Genomic DNA, 24,484 nt, shown 5'->3' with positions numbered 1-24,484 from the left:
AAATAAGCAATGAGGCAGGCAAGACACCGCCTGAACTTATCCGCTCTCAACGCAAAGGAGGAATAGGCATGACTGCGCCAAAGGTGGCGGTCGTTACCCCGGGATCCTTCGTTATCCCTTCAGGGCGAAGCAGCTCGGTGGAACGGGTGGTGGAGAAAGTATGCCCGCTCGCCGCAAAGAGACTGGATATCCGTATTTACGGTGTTGCCGATGGCCGTCTTCCGACAGTAGGGACGGTTTCCGGCATCCCCTGTTACCGCTTGCCCGGCGGGCGGCATTATTTTCATTCCATTGTGCGTCATCTTCGGCTCTGGAGACCGGACACGGTTGAAGTTCATAACCGGCCTCTGCTTGCGCATCAAATAAAAAGCCGGCTTCCTAAGACCCGTGTATGTTTGAACCTTCATTCGACCACGTTTCTCGTTCATTCCCGCAGATCTCCTAATGAGATGTCCAGGATGCTGGGGTCGCCCGACGGACTGATCGTCAACAGCGTATATTTAAAAGAAGAGATTCAGAGAAGATTTCCATTCTTGAAGACCCGGATTGAGGTAAATCCGCTCGGGGTCAGCCTGGATGATTTTAGCCCGCGATGGACGCCGGCAGGGGAAGCCATGCGTTTGGCCAGACTAGCCGATCTAGGTTGGAGCGGCCGGAAAATCGTACTGTTCGTCGGGCGGCTTCTCCCGTCCAAGGGAGTTCATCATCTGCTGAACGTGTGGGGGGAGATTTTAAGCCGGGAGCCTGAAGCTATGCTTCTGATTGTCGGCAGCGCCTTCTACGGAAGCGACAGGGATACTCTTTACTCGAGGGGGTTGAAAAAAAGGGCGGAACCGTTTGGTGACCGGGTTCTATTTTTGCCGTTTGTGCCCTACCCCAAAGTGGCGAACTGGTACAATCTGGCCGATGTGGCCGTTGTCCCTTCCGCCGAGGGGGAAGCGTTCGGACTCGTTAATGCGGAAGCCATGGCTTCCGCGGTGCCCATAATCGCTACGGCTGCCGGGGGAATCCCGGAAATTGTGGCTGACGGACGCTCAGGCTTTCTGATACCGGCAGGAGATCCGGAGCAGCAGTTAACACACAGGTTGCTGCATCTTCTGGAGCATGAGGAAGTTCGCCGGAAAATGGGGGAGAACGGCCGGCAACTCGCCAGATCTCAATTCCGGTGGGAGCATACTGCGGAACGCTGGGTCGCGCTAATGAAACAACGCTAATGCCTGCCAGGTATACGTCCATTTTAGAATGTTGTTATGCATTGTCCGGTCTGCGCTATCAATAACATTATAGTTTCAGGGATTCCCGCAAAGTGCTTGTATGAGCTTCGGAGGCGAAGCTACGCTTTGCGGTTTTTTTGTGTCTACCCCAGGAAAAGGGGCTGTACGTTTGCCGTTGCAACCCCCCGGAATCTTCATACACTGAGGTATATGCTCAGTATATTCAGGGAACTGGGAGGTGGTAGGCATGATCCGAAAGCGAAAAACCCAGGTCCGCCCCTATAGAAAAAAAATCGCCCGGAAAAAGATAGTGAAGCGGCTCACCAATCATCCCGATCCCCTGGTTTCTATCATTATTCCGGCTATGAACGAGAAGACTACGCTTCCGGCCGTGCTGCGCGAAGCAGGCCGGGTGCACCCGCGAAGCGAGACGATCGTCGTGGCGAACGGTTCGACCGACGGAACGCCAACGATCGCGGCAAAACGAGGAGCCAAAGTGATTCATTCCGCGGATCCGCTTGGCCACGACGTGGGACGAAGCCTGGGTGCGCAAGCCGCAAAGGGCCGCGTGCTGCTGTTTATCGATGCGGATATGGTCATCCCGGCCAAGGAACTTCGGCCCTTTGTCGAGGCCGTATTGACCGGAACCGATGTGGCGCTGAACGGATACTCCGGACCGGTAGGCAAGCGGGACACTCATCCGGTCGTCGTTGCCAAGCATGTACTGAATGCGTGGCTGGCCCGGACCGATCTGCAAGGGGCGTCCATGACGGCAGTGCCTCATGCGCTAAGCCGCCGGGCACTGAATGAAGTCGGCCCGGCGGCGCTGGAAGTTCCTCCGCTGGCTCAGGCGATGGCCGTCGTCCGGGGGATGAACGTCAGGACGGCGCATACCGTATCCGTCGGCAAACTGAATCCGCTGCGGCAAAAGAAAGGCCGAACCGATCTTCTCGCTTCGCTCGTGGCCGGGGATCATTTGCAGGCTGTCCATTGGCTGATCCGGGAACGCGGGCCGCGGGGCGGTTATGAAGATCTAGGACGACTGCGCGACAAGGTAAGGTGATGATATGTACCGTACACGATTGGAGCCGCCGCGGAAAACGAGCCGCCGCGGGGGGCGAAAACAGGGCTTGAAGCAGCGAAGTTTTCCAAAAAGCTCCTATCTCAAAAGGGCTGCGGGGAAGCGGGAGAAGGGCGGAGAAAGTCTGCACCATTCGGTTCCCGAGCACCGGAGTAATGCAGTAGCGGCTGCGGGAGCATCTGCCGATGGTTATGCAAGGCTCGCTTTGCAAGGATCGGCATCGGCCGTCGTCACGGCAAGCAATGAAGAAGCGACGCTGCCGAAAGTCCTTTCCGAACTGGGGAAGCTGCCGCTTAAGGAAATCATCGTCGTGTTGAACGGCTGTACGGACGGCAGCTTTGAAACGGTTCAAAGAGATCCCCGGGTCATCACGCTGAACTTTCCGATGCGGCTTGGCCATGATGTCGGCCGGGCGATCGGAGCGGCGGTTGCAACCGGAGACATCATTCTGTTCATCGACGGGGATCTTCCGTTGCCGGCCGAGGAGCTGGCGCCGTTTCTCCTCGCGGTCGACCGGGGAGCCGACGTGGCGCTGAATGACATCTCGCCTTTTCTTCCCCCTTTTTCTCACCAGGATGATGTTACGCGAAGCAAGAGCTACTTGAATCTCTCGCTGGGCAGACCCGATCTGAAGGCCAATTCCATGACGGCCGTGCCGCATGCAATATCCAGAAAAGCGTTAGCGGCAACCGGAGCGTCTGCGCTCGTCGTCCCGCCGAAAGCCCAAGCTATCGCCATGATCCACGGCTTGAACGTGTGTGCTCCGCACTCGGTCAATGTGCTGCGGGGCAACCGGATCCGCAGCGGAAATACCGGGGCCGGAAATCCGGTAGCCAGGCTTATAATCGGAGATCACATCGAAGCGCTGGCAGAAGCAATGAAGACCATGGGGCCGCGGCTTGGCACGACGAGACTTTCACGCAGCGAGCTGGCGAAAGCGAGGAATGTCCCTTGAAGAGATTCGGATTGACCAGCATTGTGATCCCTACCTATAACGGTCTTCGTTTGTTGAGTTCCTGCGTAGAGTCGATTCGCCATCATACGGATGCCCCCTATGAAATCATTGTCGTGGATAACGGTTCGAGCGACGGAAGCGTTCCTTATTGCCTTCGCGAAGGCTTGACGCTCATTTCTTTGCCCGAGAATGCCGGGTTTCCAGCAGCATGCAATCGTGGCTTATCGATCGCAGCGGGCGATCAGTTGCTGCTCCTGAATAATGATGTGAAGGTTTCGCCGCGCTGGCTGTCCAATTTGCTATCGGCGCTATGGAGCGCAAGCGAAGTTGGAATGGTGGGACCGGTCACTAATTATGCCAGCGGCCGCCAGCAAGTCGCCATTTCCGCAGAGAATGACGAGGGATTCTATGCCATCGCAGAACAGTTCAACAGATCGGATCCTGCAAAATGGGTGGTGGCCCAGCGGCTTGTCGGCATGTGTCTTCTAATGAAGCGGGAGGTATGGAGCAGGTTAGGCGGTTTGGATGAAATATTTTCCCCCGGTCATTACGAAGACGATGATTACAGTTATAGAGCACGCCAGCAGGGTTACAAGTTGCTGATTTGCGGAGATACCCTGGTGCATCATTCAGGGAGTGCAAGCTTTAAAGCCGGGCATCCGGAGGGATGGGACCGTTTGATCGAACGCAACAGAAAGCTATTCATCGACAAGTGGGGAGTAGATCCCTGGGAGTTTATTTAATCGAACATTTTGGGAGGGGAGTTCATGAAAGGTGTGATTTTGGCGGGAGGCACCGGAACACGTCTATACCCGCTGACCCGGCTCATTAACAAACATCTGCTTCCGGTCGGGAATCATCCGATGGTCTGTTATGGCATAGAACGGCTGCGTCAAGCCGGAATCACCGACATTTTAATGGTGGTCGGGAAACAATCGGCAGGTCTGTATACGAATTTTTTGGGAAGCGGCGAGAACTTTGGCGTCAAGCTGACATACCGGGTACAGGAGTCCGCGGGAGGGATCGCCGAGGCTTTGGAACTTGCGGGCGGATTCATAGGTACCGGCGAAAAATTTGTCGTACTGTTGGGCGATAATTTATTCCTCGATGATTTGACCCCGTTCGTAAAAAAGTTCAAACAGCAGGATCCGGGCAGCGCCAGGGTGCTGCTTAAACCCGTAAAGGATCCAAGAAGATACGGGGTTCCCGTTTTTCATCCAGATAATTCCGACTTGATTGAGTACATTGAAGAAAAACCGCAGAATCCGAAATCCCATTTTTCGGTGACCGGGATTTATATGTATGACGACTCCGTATTCGGCATCATTCAGGGAATCAGCCGTTCGGCACGGGGAGAACTGGAAATTACCGATGTCAATAACCGGTATGCCCGGGACGGCAAGCTGGAATACGATGTTTTGCAGTTATGGTGGGGAGACGCCGGCACGTTCGAATCGTTGCAGGAAGCCGCGATTCATATGAAGGGTGTGCTTCCTTAAGCAGAGAGGGGAGACGAGGATGCCTGCCGGACGTCACAGGAAAGGGAAAAGAACATTTTTCCGCCGGACGGGACGAAAACGTAACTTGGCCGGCGGAAAACGGGTAACACGACGCTCCGGGCGGAGTACCGCCCGGAGCGGTCAATCCCGAGGTGGCGGGCTAGCCGCTAGAAACAGGGCCGAAAATGAGGCTGTGGAAAAGAAAATATCCGACGCAGTATTGGTGGAACCGAACGTAGTAATGGACGGAAAAGACAGATTCCCGGATCCGGAACCGCGGCCCGAGGCAGCAGCCCCCGAAAACGCATCAGTCCCGGCTTTGTCGGAAGCCGAAAAGGCGGAGGTTTTTGATGAAGGCTACCGGAAAGGGCTGTTCGACGGCGGGGAAGCGAGGCTGGGAAGACAGATTCCGCGCTGCATGATACTGCCGGAGATTACGCTGGATGAGGTTATTGGGGTCGGACTCCGCCATTTGTCCTCCTTCCTGGTTCCCCTAATGAATTCCGCTGCCGTCCATCAAGAGATTACGAATGCGTTGTCGTGCCGCAAGCCGTACTCGCTCGTCCGGTTGGGCGACGGCGAATTGCTTACGCTGGCCCATGATACGGTACTCCCGGCGGAACAGGTCAAGCGCGAAGGTTCCTTTCTCCCTTACGCGGGCGTGAATCTGCCGGATCACATCGGTAGGGATGCTTTGGCGGAGACGCTGCGCCATGCCAGCCTTATCGGTGTCCCGGAGTCGCGCCATCCGTTCTTCCAAGGCCTGCTGTTCCCGGTACTTCGGCATTACCATCTCGATTACCGGAAGTTGAGGCTGACTTCATCGACGATTAATTACTCCCTGAATGAAGAAGGGCGGCTTCGGCAACTCATGACGGGCCGGAGGCTGCTGCTTATAGGCAATGAAGCTCCCGGCTTGGCTGTTTGGCTGGCGGCGAGAGGGTTCTTCGTAGCTGGCGCCGTGGCTCCCGTGGACGGAATTTACGGCGTGGACTTCGCGATGAAGCAAGCGGCAAAGATCGATTTTGACCTTGCTCTTGTTTCGGCGGGAATCGCAGCCGTGATTCTTTGTACGCGGATCGCGTCAGAACTTGGCAAAGTGGCGCTCGATTTCGGCCATTTGGCAAACAAGCTTATAAGCGGAGAAATGGCGCTGGGCTGATACGTACGGGGAGGTGCAGAAGTGCCGGAAAGGAATGCCGACTTTCAAAGAGGGTATGAAGCTGGATACGCACGCGGCGTGTCGGCGGGAAAGCAGACGTTCGGAACGCGGTTCGACGGAGTGAGCATCGTAATTCCGACGTTTAACAAACGCGAACTGTTGGTGGAGTGCCTGGACAGCATTGAGGCCTACACGGACTTCCCCTATGAAATTATCGTTGTCGACAACGGTTCGCAGGACGGAACGGCCGAATTGCTGCGCAAGCGGCGCGGACCGCTTCGTCTTGCTGTACATGAAGGGAATTTGGGTTTTGCCCGGGCGGTGAATACCGGGCTAATGATGGCGAAAGGCAGTCATATCGTTTTGTTGAACAATGATGTATTGGTGACGGAGCGCTGGTTGAGTCAGTTGCTTCAATGTTTGCGGGAATGCCCGGAAGCCGCGGCTGTCGGCCCGGTCACCAATTATATCGGCGGAGAGCAGCAAATTGACGTACCTTATAACGATTTGCCGGGAATGCGCGATTTCGCTGCGTCTTATAACCGGTGCGATCCTGCCAAATGGCGGGATACCAACCGTCTCGTAGGTTTTTGCCTGCTGATTCCAAGGAGTACTTTCGAGCAAATCGGGTATTTTGATGAAGGATATGAGATCGGAAATTACGAGGACGACGATTGGATGATAAGACTGCGCTTTCTTGGCAAAAAGCTGAAAATCGCGGGCGATACGTTCGTTCATCATTACGGCAGCATGACCATGAAAGAGCTGGGGTCTCAAGGATTTGCCGAGGTTAACGGCAGAAATGAAAACTTTTTCGCGACAAAGTGGGGCAATCCGCACGTTTTCCTTCAACGAATGGACTACTTGTCCCGAAATTCCGGGGGCGTGCCGGGGATGGTCCAATTTTTACCCTCACACCGCTGGGTTAAAAGCAGTTCCGGACGCGTATACCTGCTGAAGCAGGGAGTCAGGTACCCGTTGGCCGGTCACCTTGTGTATGAAGAATTGCAGCGCCAGGCCGTACGATTGTCGATTAATGATTTGCTTCAGCTTCCTCAAGGAGAGGAGATTACGGCATCGGATCCCCATTCCGCCAGACACGCTTCGCAGCATGAAGAGGACAGGGTTTACCGAGATCAGGATGGCCGTCTTTATCAAATCGACGGCGGGAAACGGAGGGAGATCTTGTCGGCATATACTTGCCGGGCTTGGGGTTTCTCCCTTCCGGAACAGGAGAATCTGCCGTCCGAACTGCGGGGCTTGCCGGAGGGATATCCGATTCTGCCGCCCGTCCGGTTGGTTTCGGAAGATTTATAAACTGGGATTTTCCGCGAGGAACGACATGAATCGTATCGGCATATGCTGAACAAGGATGACACCGGTGGACGGCTGCAGCCCCTCCGGGGGCAATCCGAAATGAGTTGGAGGAATCAGGATGGAGCAGAAGATTACCGAAATCATTGTCCATATGTCGCATTCCCATCAGCAGATGGCGCGGGTTATCGATGCCGAGCGGCAAGTTGCCGTCCGTATGGCTCAAATCGTGCATGCGATTCCTGATGCGGAACCAGCGTTTGAGGGCACCTCGGGTTTGCTCGAGAATTCGGGCCGCGTCAATAAGAGCGTAATCTCTTATTTGAATGCCATCGCCGATCTTCAGGAAGCCATGGCTGAGAATCTGGGCTATGTCATGAAGGAGATCAGAGGCCAGGATGAAGAGTAAGACAATGATAGCGGGGATGATGGGATGAGCAGAGAGCAGGCTTACTTGCAAATACTGGATGCCGCATCCAAAATCCAGTGGAACGTGGCCATGATTTTGGAGGCAAAAGCCGTTGAAGCGGAAAAGGTGCGAAACTGGATATTGAATCATGTGCATGCAGGAAGTTTTGAGGACCACGAAAAGCAGCTTTCCGATCCGCTGGACGTTCATGAGCAACTGGTGGAGGTGGTAGAGGGTCTGACGAAGCTGCAAAACGGACTTTGCAGCAATTTAAAGACGGTGCTTCCTCCGGAAGAGGATGATTCGGGCGGTGGTGGAGACGGGGACGGCGACTTTGGAGGTTTGTTCAGCGGCAGTTTCGACCTCGGAGATTCCGAAAAATGATTACCCGTATTGAGGAAGAAGCCGTCAAAGTCAAATTGATCGAATCGATCGCAAAGAGCCAGATGGCGATGGCCCGTATTTTGCAGAGCTTGGCGGATATAACCGGTCATTCCGGGACGACGGCCAGGCACCTGGCTGAAAATATCAACATACTGTCAAAATATCAAGCCGCGATGGCCCGGACTGTGTGCGGTATTCATGTCCATCGCGTACAATTTGGAACTCCTTCATCACCATGGATTATGGAGTCATGCTATCCGGCAACAGCTACAGCCCGAGGAGTACAGGAGGATAATAAAAACTATGCCAATAACCAAAATCCGGCGAAGACGCCGGCTTAAGACCAGAAGAATCGGCAAAGCCCGTCCGGGCAAACGTAAGTTATCTTTGCGGCGGCCCCGCAAGCTCGGCGTAAAGCGAGCCCGCAAAAGACAAGTACGACGCAGACACCGTCTTCGTCACCGTTTTACGCCTCCATCGGTTCAGGTGCAGCCGCAGGTTCAACCTCAGGATCTGCCGCAGGATCCGCCTCCTCCGGCGGAAGTCCCTGTGGTTGTTAATGAAGACCCGGCAGCTTATGAACAGGCCTACAATGATGCCTACCAGGAGGGCTTTAATTCCGGCTTTGCCAAAGGATTCGAGGACGGGCATAAATTGGCCTACAGAGAACGGGCGTAATCCACCACCGGGACATTGGGAGTTTTATCCAGGAACCTTTCTTTCCGTAACAAGCGGGACGAAAGGTTCCTTTTTTTTCGTTCGCTGGCACACTCCGAGGCATTCGCCAATTTATCAGGCTCCCGGGTAGTCGTCCATGATGCACGTGTCCGCTGAGCATATATTTATAGGGACCCAGGAAATCCACAAAGATAGGATGAATGACTTGAACAACGAACAGGATGTGAGATCCGGAGAAGGTTACAAAGCCGGATACAGTGAAGGGTACCGCTTCGGAGGATGCCAGGCCGTTCTCGCCCGTATTCCTGGCTGTTCCGTCCATAGACGGCATCTCCGCGTACTCTATGTTCCGCAGGGGTTTGAGGCCATCGACGGCGGCGTGGCCGACGCGCTTCGAACTTTGACGGACGAATGCATCGTGGCTTCACCGGATACGATGCTGCAGGAAGCGGCGAGCCACCGGCCTGATTTGGTGCTCGTCATGAACGCCCTGCACGTGTTTCCGGAAAATCATGCGGAGCAAATTGTACAAATCCGGCAAATGGGGATCCGGACGGCGGTTTGGTTCGTCGATGATCCCTATTTTACGGAGGATACCGTCCGTTTGTCCCAGTATTACGACACCGTATTCACCCATGAACTGGAATGTGTGTCCTTATACCGGGAGGCAGGTTGCCGCAGCGTCCATTACTTGCCGCTGGCTGCTGACGGGAACCTGTTCCGTCCGCGGCAGGTTTCAAGAGAGTATCAGTATGACATCTGTTTTATCGGCAACGCGTTTTGGAACAGGGCGGAATTATTCGACCGGCTCGCTCCGTTTTTGCAGGATAAAAAGGTGGTGATCGCCGGAGGACATTGGGACCGTTTGAAATGCTACGAACAGCTGGCCCCCTTCATCCGCAACGGCTGGATTCCCGTCGAAGAAACCGTGTCTTTTTATAACGGGGCCAAGATCGTAGTCAATATCCACCGGCCTACCGATGCGGGTTATGACAACCGGAATTCCCACAATGTGGCGGGGTCGTCGATCAACCCCCGAACTTATGAAATCAGCGGATGCGGTACGCTTCAAATTACGGATATCCGTCAGGATCTAACTTCCTATTATCGTCCGGGATACGATATCGAGACATTCAAGGATGCGGAGGAATTGCAAAGCAAGATCGCCTATTACCTCTCACACGAAGAAGAACGGCTCAGTATCGCATGGAGATCCCTATGGACAACGAGACAACTGCATACTTTCACAGACCGCATCGGCCGCCTGCTCAGCGCCATTTGAAGCCATGGTGCCGGATGTGCGGACCTTATCAGAAGGAGTGACGAGATGATCACAAATGGTATGAATGATTCGCCTCACTTTCCTGCGGGAGGGGAAGTGCTTACTTCCGGGCAGCGTGGCCGGGAGGACGGACTGAGGGATGGATTTAATGAGGGATATTTGCGCGGGCGCGCCAATGTGATCGTTCAAGCGGCAAGACCCCAATTTCCGTTTCGGCAAGTCAGGGTTTTGTATGTGGGTTCCGGGAAAGGTTTTCCTTATTCGCCGATTGACGAGGCCGTCATTGCTACCTTGCGGCAGATGACCGCCGAAACCATAGTATGTGAACCGGGGGTACCCCTGGTGGAACTAGCAACTTCGACCCGACCGGATCTGGTGCTGGTACTGGACGGGATGGATCAGCCGGTGGAACAAATAGACCAATTGCGGGCCAGCGGAATCCGGACGGCGGTCTGGATGACGGACGATCCTTATTACACGGACATTACCTTTGCGATGGCCCCGCACTATGATTATGTATTTACCCTGGAACGGAACTGCGTTGAGCTGTACCGGGCGACCGGCTGCGCGAATGTGCACTATCTGCCGTTCGCGGCATTCCCGGACCATTATCGTCCTACGCTGACCCGTTCCCCGCTTCGGGGAAACGTGGGCTTTATAGGCTCCGCCTATTGGAACCGGGTGCAATTTCTTCAGCCGATTATGGGCCAGCTCATGGATAAAGGATTAAATATGAACGGAATTTGGTGGGACCGCCTTCCCGAGTATCCGGCATACGCCGACCGGATCGAACTGGGCAAATGGATGGGACCGACCGAGACCGCGGAAGTATACAGCGGCACGAAAATCATGATCAACCTGCACCGTTCCCCCTTCGAGGAGACAGTCAACAAAAATATGGCGGGGGTTAATGCGGTATCTCCAAATCCCCGCACATTTGAAATATCTGCCTGCGCCACGCTTCAATTGATCGACGTACGGGAGGATTTGGCTTCTTTCTATACGCCGGGCGTAGAAATCGAGACGTTCGCCACTGCGGAAGAATTGCTTCAGAAAGTAGACTTCTACCTCACTCATGAAAAGGAACGGCAGGAAATTGCGCTCCGGGCCCTGGAAAGAACATACCGGGACCACACCTACAACAACCGGATCGACGAAATGCTACACATTATTTTCGGCTAAGTATTCCCTGCTAAGAAGCGGATTTCATCAGGAGGTGACTGCTCCTCCAAAACGATTCTGAGGTGATCGAGGATGTCGGAAGGAAAAAAGCTGATGCTTTTTTCACATGTATGCAATACCCGGAGCATTACGGGAGCCGAAAAACTGCTGCTCTTCCTCGCGCGGAAGCTGTCTCTTCATTTCGCCTGCACCATCGTTGCCCCCCAGGAAGGGAAACTGACGAAGCTGGCCCGGGAAAGCGGAATCCAAACCATTCTGCTGGAAACCCCTATGCTCTATATTATGTGTGCTCCCAATGAAAATTTGAACCGGGAAGCCCAGCGGCTGAAAAATGATCCTTCTACCGCCTGCGTGATCCAACTGCTGGAGCGGGAACGTCCCGATTATGTATTCGTTAATACAAGCGTAAACGTCATTCCGGCGATGGCGGCAAAGGCACTTGGCATTCCCGTGATCTGGCACATTACGGAGATCATCCGGGATAATCCCCACACGGACAGCGCGGTGGCGATCATTGACCGCTACAGCGACTGGATCGTAGGGATATCCGAAACCGCAGTGGCTCCCTTTCGTGGAAATCCCGTGGAATATAAAGTGAGCTTGCTGTATCCGTCCTGGGGAGCCGATGAGTTTCGTCCCGCGCTTTGGTCCGAATTAAGGAACTCCAAGCGTAAAGAATGGGGAATCAAAGCAGATGCGAAAGTCATCGGTTATATTTCATCGTTTCTGATTGTCGAAAAAGGTGCGGATCACTTTATAGAATCGGTTGCGGGGCTGGGGAAGCTGAATCCTGGTTTGCGCTTTGTCGTGATTGGAGGAGAAGTCGACCGGGTTTACTATCAGTCCCTCAAACGGAGGGTGATCGACTCCGGACGGAGCAGTCAATTCATATTCATCGATTATGAAGAGGATATCGAAGGCGCCTATTGCGCGATGGACATCGTCGTAATTCCGAGCCTGCTCAACGAGGGGTTCGGCATGACGGCCATGGAAGCCATGATTTGCGGGAAGCCGGTGGTCGCTTACGCTTCCGGGGGGCTCCGGGAAATTCTTCAGTTTACCGGGAATGAGCAATATCTGGTGCCCACGGGGGACAAAGAAGGGCTCACCGCGAAAATATCACAACTTCTGGTCTCGCCGGAAACCTCGGATACCGTAGGCCTTGAAAATCAGCGGCGTGTGGAAGCGATGTTCGGATCGGGAGCTTACGAGACCAGGCTGCTCAGCATTTTAGGCCATATCTTCTCGCTCTCCGGCATTCCGGTACCGATGGAAGAAATGCTGTATACGCCGCCGGTCGAAGCGACTGCGACGCTTGTTCCGGAAGTCCAGGCACCGGTTCCGGGAACGGCAAAACAGGGAAGACGGCGGAGACGCAGAAAATTAAGACGCCGTTTATCGCTGCGGAAAAGAAGACGGGTGATCTCCGCGAAGAAGCGGACCGGCCGGAAAATCAAACGGAAACCGCGCCGGATCGCCCGTGGAAGAAAACGGAACCGGCGGTTGGCTTCAAGGCGGCGATGAGCGGCCGTCCGAGTAAATGCTTGCAAAATTCTTGCACATCAGGGGGTGGAAATTAACGTGAAAGTAATGACGATCCTGGGAACCCGTCCGGAAATCATTCGCTTAAGCCTGATTATTCCCTTGCTGGACCGGCATGCAAGCAAACACATTCTGGTTCATACGGGTCAGAACTTCACTTCAAGCCTGAGCGGTATATTTTTCGAACAGCTCGGGCTCCGCTCACCCGATTACATTTTACAGGACCGCCAGGCTTCTCTTGGGGGGCAACTGGCAGCGATGTTTTCTCAAATCGAGAACATTCTGGAACGGGAGCAGCCCGACCGGGTGTTGGTTCTGGGAGATACCAACAGCGCGTTATGCGCGATTTTGGCCGAACGGATGGGCTACCCCGTCATTCATATGGAAGCGGGAAACCGCTGTTTTGATCTGGGCGTGCCGGAGGAGAAGAACCGCAAAATCATCGATGCCATCTCTTCCATTAACATGCCTTACACGGTACAGAGCAAAAATCATTTGATTGCCGAAGGCATCCCCAGCCGCAACATCGTGCTCACGGGTAATCCGATCTACGAGGTTATGCGCCATTACGAGAAAAAAATCGCAAACAGCGATGTTCTGGAGAGGTTGAAACTGCAGGCCGGAGACTATTTCCTGGTGACGACCCACCGGGCGGAAAATGTGGATCGGCCTGAACACCTGCGGGAAATCATGGCAGGATTAAACCGGGTGGCGGAAGTCTATGGACGCCGCCTCATATGCAGCATACATCCGCGGACAGAGTCCAGAATTGCAACCGACCTGGCGATGGATATGCATCCGCTGGTCGAGTTCCATGAACCATTCGGTTTTTTTGATTTTGTTCAATTGGAACAACAAGCATGCTGCGCTTTGACAGATAGCGGTACTGTGCAGGAAGAATGCTGCATTATGCATGTTCCGACGGTGACGCTGCGCAAAACGACCGAGCGTCCTGAAACTGTGGACTGCGGGAGCAATATCGTATCCGGACTGGATGCGGACCGCATAGCCCAATCGGTGTCATTGATGACCGAAATGAGCCGCGAGTGGGAGTGTCCGGAAGGATACCTCGCAGAACATGTTTCGGAGAAGGTTGTTAAATTTCTGCTTGGAGGGAAACGGCATGTTTGAGAATAAACGTATTTTGGTGACCGGGGGAACCGGTTCCTGGGGGCATGAATTGATTACTCAATTGCTCCCCCAACAGCCCAGAGAGGTAATCATTTATTCGAGGAATGAATCCACCCAAGTAGCGATGAGCCGCCAGTTTGAGGATGAACGGCTGAAGTTCTGCATTGGCGATATCCGCGACAAGGAAGCACTTACGTTGGCTTGCCAGGATGTGGATTACGTATTCCACCTTGCGGCGCTGAAGCACGTGCCCGTTTGCGAAGATCAGCCTTATGAAGCTTTGAAGACCAACGTCATCGGAACCCAAAACGTGATCGAGGCGGCCATCGTGAACAATGTGGAAAAAGTCATCTATATTTCTACGGACAAAGCGGCCAATCCGTCCAATTTTTACGGCATGACCAAAGCCATCGGGGAGAAATTGATCGTCTATGCCAATCTGCTCCGCAGCAATACCCGCTTCGTTACGGTTCGCGGGGGGAATGTGCTCGGAACGAACGGAAGCGTGGTTCACTTGTTCAAGGACCAGATCCGCCAAAAAGGGCAGGTCACGATCACGGACGTCAATATGACCCGCTTTTTCCTGACGCTTCGCGATGCCATATCCCTTCTGTTCAAAGCTTCCATTGAAAGCGTGGGCGGCGAAATCTTCGTCATGACGATGCCGACCTGCCGCATCGTGGATCTGGCTGACGTATTAATTGAAGATTCCGGCGTCATGGACGTGAAAGTGGTGGAGAGCGGAACACGTCCGGGCGAGAAAATCCATGAAATCTTAATGAGCGATTTCGAAAGCTTGACGACGGTCGTTTATGATGAGCAGTATCTCGTGATTTTGCCGACGCTGAACATTCCCGAACTCCGGGACCACTACCGCAATTGTCCGCCGGTTTCGTTCAGCAGTTTCAGTTCGGCCCACAATCTGATGTCGAAAGAGGAGATCCGCCATATTTTAAAACGCGGGGGGTTCCTGGTATGAAACTGCTGATTATCGGGGGAAACGGCATGGCCGGGCACCTGCTGGTGAAGTATTTTCACCGGCAGGGCCGCCATAGCGTTTTTTACACGAGCCGGGATGTACGCGACCCTCATGGACTCGTGCTGGACGCCTCCGACAGTTTTTTGGTCGAAAAAGTCGTGGAAACCGTTCATCCGGATATCATCATCAATGCGGTTGGCGTATTGAATCAGTTTGCCGAAGAAGATAAAATCAACGCCTACCACATCAACGGCTTCCTGCCGCATCGTCTGCAGCGGGCGGCGGATGGCGTTGGGGCCCGGTTGATTCATATCAGCACGGACTGCGTATTTAAAGGCACGAAAGGCAGCTATAGCGAAACGGATGAACCGGACGGGACCAGCGTTTATGCGGTCACGAAAGCGCTTGGAGAAATTCATGCTCCCGGGCATTTAACGATTCGGACCTCGATTATCGGTCCCGAGATTCGCGCTAACGGTATCGGACTGATGGATTGGTTCATGCGTTCGAAAGGCGAAGTATCCGGGTATCGAAATGTCATGTGGAACGGCGTAACAACGCTCGAATTGGCCAAATTCGTTGATCGGGTGATGGATTCGGATTTGTCCGGGCTAATCCATCTTTGTCATCCCTTGCCGATCAGCAAACATGATCTGCTTGACCTGATGCAAGAGATATGGGGGCTTCAGCATATTACGATTATTCCGGCCGAGACGCCCGTTCAGGACCGGACGCTGGTCTCCACCCGCAGCGAATGGTCTTATGAAGTGCCTCATTATCGTGAGATGCTGAAGGAGATGGAGAGATGGATGAGGGAACACAATTACTCCAGGGAAAGGTAATCCTCATTACGGGAGCCTCCGGGTTTACCGGAGAGCACGCTTGCCGGTACTTTTCAGCCTTGGGTATGCAGGTAGCAGCCATGGTACGGGATAAGCGCCGTACGCCTGAAATGATCGGGGTGACGTATTATACCTGTAATCTGCTGGCCGCAGACGAGGTCAGAGCGGTCGTTCGGAAGGTCAGCCCCGATTATGTCCTGCATCTGGGCGGTAAAAACTCCGTACCCGAGTCCTGGAAAGAGCCGATTCTGTATATGGAATCCAATGTCCTTTCGGTGCTTTATCTGCTGGACGCTCTCAGACTCTTTCCCGCCTGCCGCGTGTTGATCGTCGGGTCGCGTTTATCGGTAGGGCTAACCTTAACGGATCGCCCGCAACATCCGTACAGTTTAAGCAAAAGCTTGCAAAAGGTGGCCGCCTTGTCCTGGAAGGAGCTGTTCGGCCAGGATGTGATCCTGGCTGAGCCGTGTAACTTGATCGGCCCCGGCCCCTCAACGGGATTCTGCTCCTTGCTCGGCCGGCGTATCGTTCAGGAGGAACGGGGAGGGGGACTCCCCCCCTTTCAAGTTTCCTCCCGCCACAGCCGGCGGGATTTTCTTGACGTGCGGGATGCCGTCCGGGGATACGGGTTCTTGCTGACCGGGGGAAGAAGCGGGGAAGTCTATCAGGTATGCTCCGGTACGGAACGGAGCCTCGAAGAAGTGACGAAGGCGATGCTGCGTCTTGCCGGAAGCGGAATGACCGTCCATTGGGGAGAGGCAAGGCCGGAAGATGCCGCGGATATTCTAAAACCGCACTTTTTGGAGAACGCCGGTTGGAGCCCGCGGATTCCGTTCGAAACTTCGCTGCAAGAAGTGATTCACTATTTTCGGGCAGAGAAAGGAGGATAAGGATGCGGCCATTAGTTTCAATTATAATTCCTTTCTATAATTGCACTTATATCGAACAGGCGGTACAGAGCGCTCTTAATCAAACCTATAGCGCCGTGGAGGTCATCGTCGTGGACGACGGTTCCACTTCGCATGTTGACCGGCTATCCCCGTACCTCCCTTACATTCAATATCTGGGCAAGGAAAATGGCGGCACCGCTACCGCGCTGAACCATGGAATCCTCCATGCGGCCGGCGAGTACATTGCCTGGCTGAGTTCCGACGACCTGTTTTATCCCGAAAAGGTCAGCCATCAAGTGGCATTTATGAGGGACCAGCATGCGCGCATTTCTCATACCAATTTCAATTATATCGACAGCGGGGGGAACGTGACCCAGTATCATGTCGCACCGCTTTCGGTGGTCAATCACCCCATCGATTTTTACCGCTGTTTCCTGAATGCGAATCCCGTCAACGGGTGCACGGTGATGATCAAAAAAGAACTGTTTCAAACCATCGGCTTGTTTGACGTGAACCTTCCATATACGCATGATTTGGATTTCTGGCTCCGGACCATCCGAAGCGGCGCCCATTTCCCGTTTCTCAACGATACATTGACCGCGTACCGGTGGCATGACGCCATGGGGACGCGGCTTCACCAGGAGAAGATTCACGGGGAGTACATGCAGACGCAGAGCCGTGCAAGAGATCCTTTGCGGCAAATATTGGCAAGATCCAATATGTGAGTCCCAGCAAATCGTCGGCGAGAACAGTCTATCTGCTCCCGCCTTTTTTCATATAATCTTGGTTTTCGTCCATGCCGAATCTAGTACGCTGCATAGAATAGGATCAGAAAGGAGGTAGAAAAACAATGGCAAACTTTTTAGTAGACAGCCAGATATCCCAAGGATCGTCTTTTGCCAACAGCATCTCGGTACCGGCTTCGACGACGCCAGCGTTGTTCGGAACGCTCGGACTGAATACGGCCGGGGCGGGCGACGATCTGCGGGTCCATTTCAGCGCAACGGTCACGTTGGCGGCAACGATCGCGATTCTTGTTCCGGTAACGATCACAATTGTCCGTGTTATCGGCGGTGTCTCGACAACGGTCTATACGGCTACCGAGTCCCTTCCCGTCGGCAATCTTCTTTTGACGACGAGCGTGTTTACGGTAAGCGGAGTCGACGTTCCCCCGGATGATGCTAACTTTATTTTTTATCGAGCTTTCGTTAGTATTCCGGCCGGATTGGCCGTCATTCCTAACCGTGTCGGCCCGGAAAGCTTCCAAGCCGTAGCTTATTCCGACACGCCAGCCTTGGACTAAGTTTTAAAGGTATCGCCAGGATGGATATCCTGGCGATATTTCTTGATGAAAACGGTCGGTCAGTCTAGCAGCAACTGCCTTTTTTCATATAAAGAACTGTTCGTCCATGCATCCTACGGAACGTTGCATATTATAGCAGCAAGAAAGGAGGTAGATTGTAAATGCCAACTCAATACCTTGACAGTAAAGTAGCCGTTAACACGACGGGCGGCACTGCGGTAACTACCACGCCGGCCGTGTTTGGTACGCTGGGGTTGAACACCGCTGCTGCAGGTACGGATCTGGAAATCCAATTTTCAGCCATGGTAACCATCTCCGTAACGTCCATGGACCCAACCGATGTGATCATTACGATCAACCGCATTTCGTCGTTGGGAACCGTGCCTATTTACACCGTTACCGAAGGATTTCCGAATATTTCCGGAGAAGGCGGGACATTCGCCTTCACTATTACCGGCGCGGATTACCAACCGCCGAATCCGGACGGGTTCCTTATATACCAAGCCGTCGTTTCCGTTGACGACGATACAGCCGACCCGACCCGCGTCGGTCCCGAAGCCCTGATCGCCGCCGCTTACTCCAATCCTCCAGTTTAATCCGTTATCGAACTAACCCCATAGCGATTCCTCCTCAAGCCGGCGCCGGTGATCTGGCGCCGGCTTTATTGTCGACAATCCAGGGATAAAGGGAGGCAGGTTTCGAAGCCTGACATCGCGATTCATGGTTTGAAGCAAGGGGAACTTCCTCTTGCTTTTTTGCCTGGCTAGCGGGCATATATCGTGACCGGTGACTTGAGCGGCTAATATACTTTAATATCGTTAAGATTTTCAACAGGTGTTTTCCGCCGGATTGACGGATCGCCTGGGAAGGAGATAGCATGAGAATCTTGCTTGCCACCTATTGGCTGATTCCGCACGTCGGTGGGGTGTGGAAATTTATGATGCAAATCAACCAACAGCTTGAAGCGCTCGGGCATGAAGTCGATATGCTGGGAAACAGTCCGGACTACAGCAAGTTTCATATTTGGAACCGGGGACTGGAGCTTTCCAAGGAGGAGCTTAGACCCTTGCTGGCCGCCAAGCTGGATGCAAGTCAGGCTCCCCTGCTCCATGGCGACCATCTCATCGATTATTACGAGCGGGACCGCTATATGATGGAGCTGGCGGCAGCCTATTTCGGGCTGGAAAGCTATGACGTGATCCATACGCAGGATATATTCTCCGCCAGGGCCCTTAGCAGGGTCAAGCCTGCGCACATTCCTTTAATTGCCCATCTCCACGGCTCGGTGGCGACCGAACTCAAGAATCATTTCCGGAGCCATCCGGAATTGAACATCGACGAGCGTTCGCCAGCCTGGAAATATTTTGATTCCACTGAATATTACGGGGCGTCGGCCGGCGATTTGACGATCACCGCCAACCATATGCAGCGGAATATGCTGATCCGCGAGTTTCAGGTGCCCGCGTCCAAGATCGCCGTATTCCAGTATGGCTTGGATACCGAGGAGTTTTGGGGAAAGGTTGCCAAGGGGACCCCGATTCAACGCCCTACAAACAAGAAGGTCATTATTTTTCCGGCTCGTCTTGTGGCAGTAAAAGGTATCGATGTACTGATCTCTGCGCTCGGCTTGCTAAAATTCAAGCGCCAGGATTGGGTTTGCTGGATCGTGGGAGATGGGGAAAAGCGCCGGGAACTGGAGAGTCAAGCCGCCGGATTATTGCTTGAGAATGAGGTTTTATTCTTGGGAGAGCGCGACGACGTGCCGGCGCTGTTGACCCTCGCCGATATTTTTGTGCACTCCTGCATCCAGGATAATCAGCCGTTTTCGGTGATGGAGGCCCAAATCGCCGGACTGGCGGTTTGCGTATCCTCGGCGGGCGGTCTGCCGGAAATGGTCGAGCACGGAGTGACGGGGCTCATCTCTCCGGTAAACGACCCGGTTGCTCTGGCTCAGCAGTTGAACAATTTGCTGGAAGATGACGCCTTTCGCAAACAACTTGGAAGTAATGCGCAAGCATGGGGAAACGTTCACTGGTCGATGGGTACCATGATCCATCGTTTGCTTTCCGTATATCGATTGGCTGTTTATAACCCTTTTTAGGAGGAATAAAAACGTGGAGGAGCAACCGAAGGAGCAGGTTCAAGTGCCCGGGGATATGTATAACCGGATTTTTGCCATCCAGACTTCGCACCCCGAGGTGATGGTTGAATATTCCGTATGGAGTAAAATAATCGCTAATTTGCCCGGAGACTATCAATTGCCGGATTTGCCGGTTCTGGAACGCACGCGTCCATGAAGCTTGGTAAACCGATTGTAACCGAAAATGAAAAACAAAAAATCAGGGCGCTTCCTACAGGAAGGCCCTTTAGCTTTGCCCGACAACAGATTCCTTTATCGTGAAGGCTTAAAGATCGAGAAAATGGGTACCCTCCAAGGCCGATACAAAAGGGATACGCCCGTACTTTTGGATTGGAAAAGCATATCATGACATTAAAGACTTCATCTGCGGGAGGATTGACATGCCTATTTTGCGTATAAAATCCATGGAAAACGGAAAAGTCGATTCACGCTACATTCAATCGCTCGATTTGGAATTGTCCAATCTCGGAAGAGAAAGCTTTGAGTTTCTTTTGCTTGGTTATGCTCCGAAGGGGCTGGTTTATAGGGGACTGCATCATTTGGGGCAAGGTTCGACGGTGTTCATTCCCCGGATCAATACCGATTACGCCCCATTCGATCTGCTTGTAGTGACCAATGCCTCCACTTATATGACCACGGGACTGACATTGAAGGCCTGGAATCAGGAACAGTATGTTGCCTTGTTCACGCAGGAGGACGCAATTCGAGACCATTGATCGGTGGGGGGTGAGGACGGTGAATGTGCTATTCGTATTTTATATTCCGAGCGGAGGAGTGCACAGCTTAAACCGTCAACGCTGCCTGGCTTTGCGCCGTTACGGAATCCGGGCCGAGTGTCTGTACTACAAATGGGGCGCGGGGCTGCAAAATTTGGAGGATTTCCCCGTATACGTTACGCGCGACGATGAGGAAACCCGGCATATTTTGCACTCCCGGAAATATGATTTCGTGGTCGTGACTACGGATCATACCTGCTTCGAGCGTTTTCGGAGGCTCGGTTACGAAGGGAAAATGATCCTCGAAATTCAAGGATACGGGCCTGAGGAAGTGGCCCGCACCCAGTTAATGTTCGCCGGACCGTATGTTAAGGCTTATGCTTCCGCCTTGCTGAACCCGAACACCCCGCATATTGCCTCCTTATTTCAGGAATTGTATCCGGATATTCCGCATTTCCATTTCAACAATTGCTTTGATTACGGCAAGTTTAAATATCTGGAACAGAAAGAAGTTATGCCGGGGGCTCCGATCATGGCCTGGCTGGGAAGAATCGAGGACAACAAAAATTGGCGGGAGTACCTTTACATCGGGCATGCTTTGAGCTATTTTTACCCGAATCTCCGGCTCTGGATGTTTGAGGACATCAATCTATCCAATGCGGCCGAAAGGGAGCAGTTCATGCAGGTGGTTAAGGACCTGCATTTGGACTTCCGGCTTACCTTGCGTTCCAATGTGCCGAACGAGAACATGATGGCCCATTTCTCGATGATCGGGGATTCCGGGGGCTTCTTGTGTTCCACCTCCAAAATGGAGGGGGCGCCGCTTGCCGTATTGGAAGCGATGAGCTGCAGATGTCCGGTGCTGGCAACCAATTGCGACGGGGTATCTTCTTCGGTCGTCCATAATATTACGGGCAAGAATTACAACCTTGGAGATATCGAGCATGCGGTCCGTGAAGCCAGAGAACTGATTGAGCATACCGATTTGCGCAAAAACATTCAGGCTGCCGCGCTGCTGCACGTTCAGACGGAATTTAATGCCGATGTATATTGCCGGAACTTTATAGGCATGTTGGATCAACTTCTATAGGAAAGGAGAGGGCATTCGATGAAATATATCCATAAGGTGGGGACGGCAGCGGGGACATTCAATCCTTTTTTGGTGGGGAAAGATGAGGTTGTATTAACTTCGGTGAGTCTAATGCACATTTCTCCGGGAGACCGTTTGGTCCTCAGGATGGATGTCGGTTGGGAGAAATCGGTTCAGTGGGATACGGGGGAAATCGAATTCCGAATCCGCAAAGACGCTGCGGATGGTCCGGTGATTTATTGGACGCGGGAAACTTGCTCCGAAAAGGGATACACCATGGAAAAAACGACCGATTCCGGCGTTAATCCGGTTCAGCATTACTACTTGACGGCGTGTTCGTCGGACAGCAGGGCGATTATCTCCGGACCCTATTCTTTACAGGGGTCGGTTTTTCCGCTGGAATAAAGATTTAAACTCCGGCCGCAAAGGTTCCGATGAGCTTTTTGTGCCATAAAAAGAAGCTGAATCCATCCCGGGTATCGATGGTCAGCTTCTTTTTATTTTATGGAATGGTCAGGTCATGGGGTGAACGGGGGAGCAGATTGACCAAGTCGGTACGTCTCGGCTAGTCCTTGTTGGATTGAGTACGCCGGCTTCCAGTGCAAATGATTGCGGGCTTTCAGGTTGGAGAGACAACTGTGCATGATATCCCCCGGTTTGGGGGGCTGGTACAAGACGTCAATTTGCTTTGGATGCAAGCTGCCGAGAAGCTCAATCAATTGATTGAGCGAGGTTTTGATACCTGTGCTGACATGAATGGTATCCCGGATTCCATGGTCTCCAGCGGCCGCAATAGCCTCCACGACGTCTTTTACATAAACGAAATCACGGGTTTGTTCTCCGTCTCCATTTACCGGAAGCGAAAGATTTTTGCTGACTTTGTCCATGAAAATAGAGATTACGCCGCCTTCTCCCTTTACGGTTTGACCCGGGCCATAGACGTTGGCGAAACGCAGAATCGTGTAAGGGATATCGTAAAACTTGTCATACATGCGGATATAGTGTTCTGCGGTCATTTTGGATAATGCATAAAAGGAAATCGGTTTGACGGGATCCAGTTCGGTCAGCACCTCTTTCTGCAAATCGCCGTAAACCCCGGAGGTGGAAGCGAAAATAAACTTTCGGACTTTTGCCGTGCGGCAGGCTTCAAGCATATTCAAAGTGCCGCCGACATTGACCTGCATGTCAAAGAAAGGGTCGGCGACCGATTGCTGGACATCGGCCTGGGCCGCAAGGTGAATCAGCGTATCCGGCTTGGCGTCCATAATGATATCGCGGGCCTGTTCGCTTCGGATATCTTCCACATGAAGCGTTGCCTGAGACGGCACATTTTCCAAGCACCCCGTACTCAAATTATCAATGACATGAACCTGCATATTTTGGCGGACTAAACGGTTTACAAGATGGGAACCGATAAACCCCGCACCGCCTGTAACGACGACTGTCTTCAATTCAGTTGCCTCCCAAAAGAGCACATAATACTCATCGTATGAAAAGGCTGTACCTTTGGTACTGGACGTTCGACGGGTTCGGTTAAGTTTACCTGTATTCTGCGGCGGGCAGCGGGCCATCCTAATTCCTGATCATCATAAATTTATAAAAAGGATTGGGGATGACTACATGCGAGTAGCTAAATTCGTCAGCTTGTCATTATCCGCTGCAATGATTGCCGGGATGGTCGGTATGACAGGTTGCGGAACCCGTACGGATAACAATAACGTGCGGACGCAAAGCTTGCGGAACAACGATGGTCGTAATTATGACGTGAATTCGCTGCCTCAAGGGAACCGGATGTTTTCGCGCAGTGCCGGTAACGGACAAAGCGAGCGGATCACCTCGCTGAAATACAGTCCGGCTCTGAGCAACAAGGTGGCCGGATTGAGCGACGTTCAAACGGCCCATGTGGTGGTAACGGACCGGGATGCTTATGTAGCGTTGACGCTTCATGGCGCGAATGCCCAGTCCCGGATGTCGGAAATGTCGACGGGGATCACTACGAACCGCGGTACGACGAATAACGGTGGACCTTATGGAGCCGATTATGGAACGCGCGGCGCGGGGGACAACGGTTTGGCAGGCGGATTGATGGGTCGATCCGGCACGGCGGGAAGCCTGTTCGACATGAACCGGGGGAACGGGCCCGCAAACGGACGGAACACGGGGAACGGGCTGATGGGCAATGATATGGGACTGCGCGGATTTAATGGCGACAACGGCCGCAGAGGGATAGGAACCGATATGGGAGCAGGATTATCCGGAACCGCAACGGCTCCTGGAAGCCCTAGAATGACAGGAACCGGAACCTTCAACGGACTTGGAAACGGGACGGCAGCCGGAAATGTTACGGACAACGTACCGCAGCGCGTGAAGGATCAGGTTTCCAGTGTTGTGAAAAAGACGGCTCCGCATATCCGTAACGTATATGTATCCGGGAATTCCGATTTTGTGAGCCAGGTCGGCAATTATGCGACCCAGTCCCGCGGCGGGGCCACCCTGAACGGATTCATTGCCGATTTTCAAAATATGATCCAACGCGTATTCCCTGCTCGTGCCGGCACGATGCCCGGACCGAACGGCTACGCTCCGACAAGACCCAACGGGTTGAATAACGGCAACATCGACCGAACAGGAATCAACACGGACGGTTATACCGGCGGCGTTTCCCGATAATCTGCCGTCAATAAGAACAAG

General features: G+C 53.3%; 28 protein-coding genes. 27 read left to right on the top strand and 1 reads right to left on the bottom strand.

What is annotated here, in order from left to right; all coding sequences use genetic code 11:
- Window positions 1-68 precede the first annotated feature (68 nt).
- The 26 genes from ACLB09_RS21670 to ACLB09_RS21545 all read left to right on the top strand — a co-directional run bounded on the left by ACLB09_RS21670 (window position 69) and on the right by ACLB09_RS21545 (window position 22,198).
- Window positions 69-1,214 carry a glycosyltransferase family 4 protein gene (locus tag ACLB09_RS21670; protein WP_410771931.1) on the top strand — a complete coding sequence of 382 codons (1,146 nt, stop codon included), beginning with the start codon at window positions 69-71 and terminating at the stop codon, window positions 1,212-1,214.
- A 247-nt stretch (window positions 1,215-1,461) separates the two neighbouring features.
- Complete coding sequence (locus tag ACLB09_RS21665) at window positions 1,462-2,277, top strand: glycosyltransferase family 2 protein (RefSeq protein WP_410771930.1); 816 nt, start codon at window positions 1,462-1,464, stop codon at window positions 2,275-2,277.
- 4 nt (window positions 2,278-2,281) lie between these two features.
- Window positions 2,282-3,250 carry a glycosyltransferase gene (locus ACLB09_RS21660; RefSeq protein WP_410771929.1) on the top strand — a complete coding sequence of 323 codons (969 nt, stop codon included), beginning with the start codon at window positions 2,282-2,284 and terminating at the stop codon, window positions 3,248-3,250.
- Window positions 3,247-3,993 (top strand): glycosyltransferase family 2 protein, encoded by a 747-nt coding sequence (locus ACLB09_RS21655; RefSeq protein ID WP_410771928.1) that lies wholly within the window; start codon window positions 3,247-3,249, stop codon window positions 3,991-3,993. Before ACLB09_RS21660 ends, ACLB09_RS21655 begins: the two co-directional genes overlap by 4 nt.
- Window positions 3,994-4,017: 24 nt before the next feature.
- Window positions 4,018-4,749, top strand: a complete 732-nt coding sequence (locus tag ACLB09_RS21650; RefSeq protein ID WP_410771927.1) for a sugar phosphate nucleotidyltransferase — start codon at window positions 4,018-4,020, stop codon at window positions 4,747-4,749.
- A gap of 19 nt (window positions 4,750-4,768) precedes the next feature.
- Window positions 4,769-5,911 (top strand): GT-D fold domain-containing protein, encoded by a 1,143-nt coding sequence (locus ACLB09_RS21645; protein ID WP_410771926.1) that lies wholly within the window; start codon window positions 4,769-4,771, stop codon window positions 5,909-5,911.
- Window positions 5,912-5,932: 21 nt separating this feature from the next.
- Complete coding sequence (locus ACLB09_RS21640) at window positions 5,933-7,228, top strand: glycosyltransferase family 2 protein (RefSeq protein ID WP_410771925.1); 1,296 nt, start codon at window positions 5,933-5,935, stop codon at window positions 7,226-7,228.
- A gap of 118 nt (window positions 7,229-7,346) precedes the next feature.
- Window positions 7,347-7,634 carry a nucleoside-diphosphate sugar epimerase gene (locus ACLB09_RS21635; RefSeq protein WP_114497013.1) on the top strand — a complete coding sequence of 96 codons (288 nt, stop codon included), beginning with the start codon at window positions 7,347-7,349 and terminating at the stop codon, window positions 7,632-7,634.
- A gap of 24 nt (window positions 7,635-7,658) precedes the next feature.
- Entirely contained in the window at window positions 7,659-8,018 is a 360-nt protein-coding gene (locus ACLB09_RS21630) for a restriction endonuclease subunit S (RefSeq protein WP_410771924.1), read from the top strand.
- Window positions 8,015-8,359 carry a hypothetical protein gene (locus ACLB09_RS21625; RefSeq protein WP_410771923.1) on the top strand — a complete coding sequence of 115 codons (345 nt, stop codon included), beginning with the start codon at window positions 8,015-8,017 and terminating at the stop codon, window positions 8,357-8,359. Before ACLB09_RS21630 ends, ACLB09_RS21625 begins: the two co-directional genes overlap by 4 nt.
- Window positions 8,322-8,696 (top strand): FliH/SctL family protein, encoded by a 375-nt coding sequence (locus ACLB09_RS21620; RefSeq protein ID WP_410771922.1) that lies wholly within the window; start codon window positions 8,322-8,324, stop codon window positions 8,694-8,696. The genes ACLB09_RS21625 and ACLB09_RS21620 overlap by 38 nt, the downstream gene beginning before the upstream one ends.
- Before the next feature lie 196 nt (window positions 8,697-8,892).
- On the top strand, window positions 8,893-9,978 hold the full coding sequence (locus ACLB09_RS21615) for a CgeB family protein (RefSeq protein ID WP_410771921.1): 1,086 nt from the start codon (window positions 8,893-8,895) through the stop codon (window positions 9,976-9,978).
- Window positions 9,979-10,023: 45 nt separating this feature from the next.
- On the top strand, window positions 10,024-11,160 hold the full coding sequence (locus ACLB09_RS21610) for a CgeB family protein (RefSeq protein WP_410771920.1): 1,137 nt from the start codon (window positions 10,024-10,026) through the stop codon (window positions 11,158-11,160).
- Window positions 11,161-11,232: 72 nt separating this feature from the next.
- Window positions 11,233-12,684 (top strand): glycosyltransferase family 4 protein, encoded by a 1,452-nt coding sequence (locus ACLB09_RS21605; RefSeq protein WP_410771919.1) that lies wholly within the window; start codon window positions 11,233-11,235, stop codon window positions 12,682-12,684.
- Between the two features lie 57 nt (window positions 12,685-12,741).
- A complete protein-coding gene (gene wecB, locus ACLB09_RS21600; protein ID WP_410771918.1) occupies window positions 12,742-13,833 on the top strand; it encodes a non-hydrolyzing UDP-N-acetylglucosamine 2-epimerase in 1,092 nt (363 codons plus the stop codon).
- Window positions 13,826-14,812: a polysaccharide biosynthesis protein gene (locus ACLB09_RS21595; protein WP_410771917.1), complete on the top strand. Its 987-nt coding sequence runs from the start codon at window positions 13,826-13,828 to the stop codon at window positions 14,810-14,812. Before wecB ends, ACLB09_RS21595 begins: the two co-directional genes overlap by 8 nt.
- On the top strand, window positions 14,809-15,654 hold the full coding sequence (locus tag ACLB09_RS21590) for a dTDP-4-dehydrorhamnose reductase family protein (RefSeq protein WP_410771916.1): 846 nt from the start codon (window positions 14,809-14,811) through the stop codon (window positions 15,652-15,654). The genes ACLB09_RS21595 and ACLB09_RS21590 overlap by 4 nt, the downstream gene beginning before the upstream one ends.
- Window positions 15,618-16,544: an NAD-dependent epimerase/dehydratase family protein gene (locus ACLB09_RS21585; RefSeq protein ID WP_410771915.1), complete on the top strand. Its 927-nt coding sequence runs from the start codon at window positions 15,618-15,620 to the stop codon at window positions 16,542-16,544. The genes ACLB09_RS21590 and ACLB09_RS21585 overlap by 37 nt, the downstream gene beginning before the upstream one ends.
- Before the next feature lie 2 nt (window positions 16,545-16,546).
- Window positions 16,547-17,269: a glycosyltransferase gene (locus ACLB09_RS21580; RefSeq protein WP_410771914.1), complete on the top strand. Its 723-nt coding sequence runs from the start codon at window positions 16,547-16,549 to the stop codon at window positions 17,267-17,269.
- A gap of 125 nt (window positions 17,270-17,394) precedes the next feature.
- Window positions 17,395-17,847 (top strand): hypothetical protein, encoded by a 453-nt coding sequence (locus ACLB09_RS21575; protein ID WP_410771913.1) that lies wholly within the window; start codon window positions 17,395-17,397, stop codon window positions 17,845-17,847.
- A 161-nt stretch (window positions 17,848-18,008) separates the two neighbouring features.
- Window positions 18,009-18,443 (top strand): hypothetical protein, encoded by a 435-nt coding sequence (locus tag ACLB09_RS21570; RefSeq protein ID WP_410771912.1) that lies wholly within the window; start codon window positions 18,009-18,011, stop codon window positions 18,441-18,443.
- Window positions 18,444-18,724: 281 nt separating this feature from the next.
- Window positions 18,725-19,948 carry a glycosyltransferase family 4 protein gene (locus ACLB09_RS21565; protein ID WP_410771911.1) on the top strand — a complete coding sequence of 408 codons (1,224 nt, stop codon included), beginning with the start codon at window positions 18,725-18,727 and terminating at the stop codon, window positions 19,946-19,948.
- Between the two features lie 13 nt (window positions 19,949-19,961).
- On the top strand, window positions 19,962-20,144 hold the full coding sequence (locus ACLB09_RS21560) for a hypothetical protein (protein WP_410771910.1): 183 nt from the start codon (window positions 19,962-19,964) through the stop codon (window positions 20,142-20,144).
- 223 nt (window positions 20,145-20,367) lie between these two features.
- A complete protein-coding gene (locus ACLB09_RS21555; protein ID WP_410771909.1) occupies window positions 20,368-20,703 on the top strand; it encodes a hypothetical protein in 336 nt (111 codons plus the stop codon).
- 19 nt (window positions 20,704-20,722) lie between these two features.
- Window positions 20,723-21,793, top strand: a complete 1,071-nt coding sequence (locus ACLB09_RS21550; RefSeq protein WP_410771908.1) for a glycosyltransferase family 4 protein — start codon at window positions 20,723-20,725, stop codon at window positions 21,791-21,793.
- Between the two features lie 18 nt (window positions 21,794-21,811).
- A complete protein-coding gene (locus ACLB09_RS21545) occupies window positions 21,812-22,198 on the top strand; it encodes a hypothetical protein (RefSeq protein ID WP_410771907.1) in 387 nt (128 codons plus the stop codon).
- 113 nt (window positions 22,199-22,311) lie between these two features.
- On the opposite strand, the gene ACLB09_RS21540 is transcribed toward ACLB09_RS21545, so the two are convergent.
- Window positions 22,312-23,244 (bottom strand): NAD-dependent epimerase/dehydratase family protein, encoded by a 933-nt coding sequence (locus tag ACLB09_RS21540; RefSeq protein ID WP_410771906.1) that lies wholly within the window; start codon window positions 23,242-23,244, stop codon window positions 22,312-22,314.
- 169 nt (window positions 23,245-23,413) lie between these two features.
- On the opposite strand from ACLB09_RS21540, the gene ACLB09_RS21535 reads away from it, so the two are divergent.
- Entirely contained in the window at window positions 23,414-24,463 is a 1,050-nt protein-coding gene (locus ACLB09_RS21535; RefSeq protein ID WP_410771905.1) for a YhcN/YlaJ family sporulation lipoprotein, read from the top strand.
- Window positions 24,464-24,484: the final 21 nt, after the last annotated feature.

Source organism: Fontibacillus forbon, assembly GCF_046559655.1.
In the GTDB taxonomy this organism is placed as follows: Bacteria; Bacillota; Bacilli; order Paenibacillales; family Paenibacillaceae; genus Fontibacillus.
Note: the sequence above shows the minus strand (reverse complement) of the source record. Positions and strands in the feature narration are given on the sequence as shown.

Coding starts and splice junctions, on each gene's coding strand:
- ACLB09_RS21580 (WP_410771914.1), top strand. CDS start 16,547: ATGCGGCCATTAGTTTCAATTATAATTCCTTTCTATAATTGCACTTAT.
- ACLB09_RS21595 (WP_410771917.1), top strand. CDS start 13,826: ATGTTTGAGAATAAACGTATTTTGGTGACCGGGGGAACCGGTTCCTGG.
- ACLB09_RS21615 (WP_410771921.1), top strand. CDS start 8,893: ATGAATGACTTGAACAACGAACAGGATGTGAGATCCGGAGAAGGTTAC.
- ACLB09_RS21625 (WP_410771923.1), top strand. CDS start 8,015: ATGATTACCCGTATTGAGGAAGAAGCCGTCAAAGTCAAATTGATCGAA.
- ACLB09_RS21570 (WP_410771912.1), top strand. CDS start 18,009: ATGCCAACTCAATACCTTGACAGTAAAGTAGCCGTTAACACGACGGGC.
- ACLB09_RS21610 (WP_410771920.1), top strand. CDS start 10,024: ATGATCACAAATGGTATGAATGATTCGCCTCACTTTCCTGCGGGAGGG.
- ACLB09_RS21605 (WP_410771919.1), top strand. CDS start 11,233: ATGTCGGAAGGAAAAAAGCTGATGCTTTTTTCACATGTATGCAATACC.
- ACLB09_RS21635 (WP_114497013.1), top strand. CDS start 7,347: ATGGAGCAGAAGATTACCGAAATCATTGTCCATATGTCGCATTCCCAT.
- ACLB09_RS21535 (WP_410771905.1), top strand. CDS start 23,414: ATGCGAGTAGCTAAATTCGTCAGCTTGTCATTATCCGCTGCAATGATT.
- ACLB09_RS21665 (WP_410771930.1), top strand. CDS start 1,462: ATGATCCGAAAGCGAAAAACCCAGGTCCGCCCCTATAGAAAAAAAATC.
- ACLB09_RS21630 (WP_410771924.1), top strand. CDS start 7,659: ATGAGCAGAGAGCAGGCTTACTTGCAAATACTGGATGCCGCATCCAAA.
- ACLB09_RS21585 (WP_410771915.1), top strand. CDS start 15,618: ATGGATGAGGGAACACAATTACTCCAGGGAAAGGTAATCCTCATTACG.
- ACLB09_RS21565 (WP_410771911.1), top strand. CDS start 18,725: ATGAGAATCTTGCTTGCCACCTATTGGCTGATTCCGCACGTCGGTGGG.
- ACLB09_RS21555 (WP_410771909.1), top strand. CDS start 20,368: ATGCCTATTTTGCGTATAAAATCCATGGAAAACGGAAAAGTCGATTCA.
- ACLB09_RS21660 (WP_410771929.1), top strand. CDS start 2,282: ATGTACCGTACACGATTGGAGCCGCCGCGGAAAACGAGCCGCCGCGGG.
- ACLB09_RS21645 (WP_410771926.1), top strand. CDS start 4,769: ATGCCTGCCGGACGTCACAGGAAAGGGAAAAGAACATTTTTCCGCCGG.
- ACLB09_RS21590 (WP_410771916.1), top strand. CDS start 14,809: ATGAAACTGCTGATTATCGGGGGAAACGGCATGGCCGGGCACCTGCTG.
- ACLB09_RS21575 (WP_410771913.1), top strand. CDS start 17,395: ATGGCAAACTTTTTAGTAGACAGCCAGATATCCCAAGGATCGTCTTTT.
- ACLB09_RS21620 (WP_410771922.1), top strand. CDS start 8,322: ATGCCAATAACCAAAATCCGGCGAAGACGCCGGCTTAAGACCAGAAGA.
- ACLB09_RS21670 (WP_410771931.1), top strand. CDS start 69: ATGACTGCGCCAAAGGTGGCGGTCGTTACCCCGGGATCCTTCGTTATC.
- ACLB09_RS21650 (WP_410771927.1), top strand. CDS start 4,018: ATGAAAGGTGTGATTTTGGCGGGAGGCACCGGAACACGTCTATACCCG.
- ACLB09_RS21545 (WP_410771907.1), top strand. CDS start 21,812: ATGAAATATATCCATAAGGTGGGGACGGCAGCGGGGACATTCAATCCT.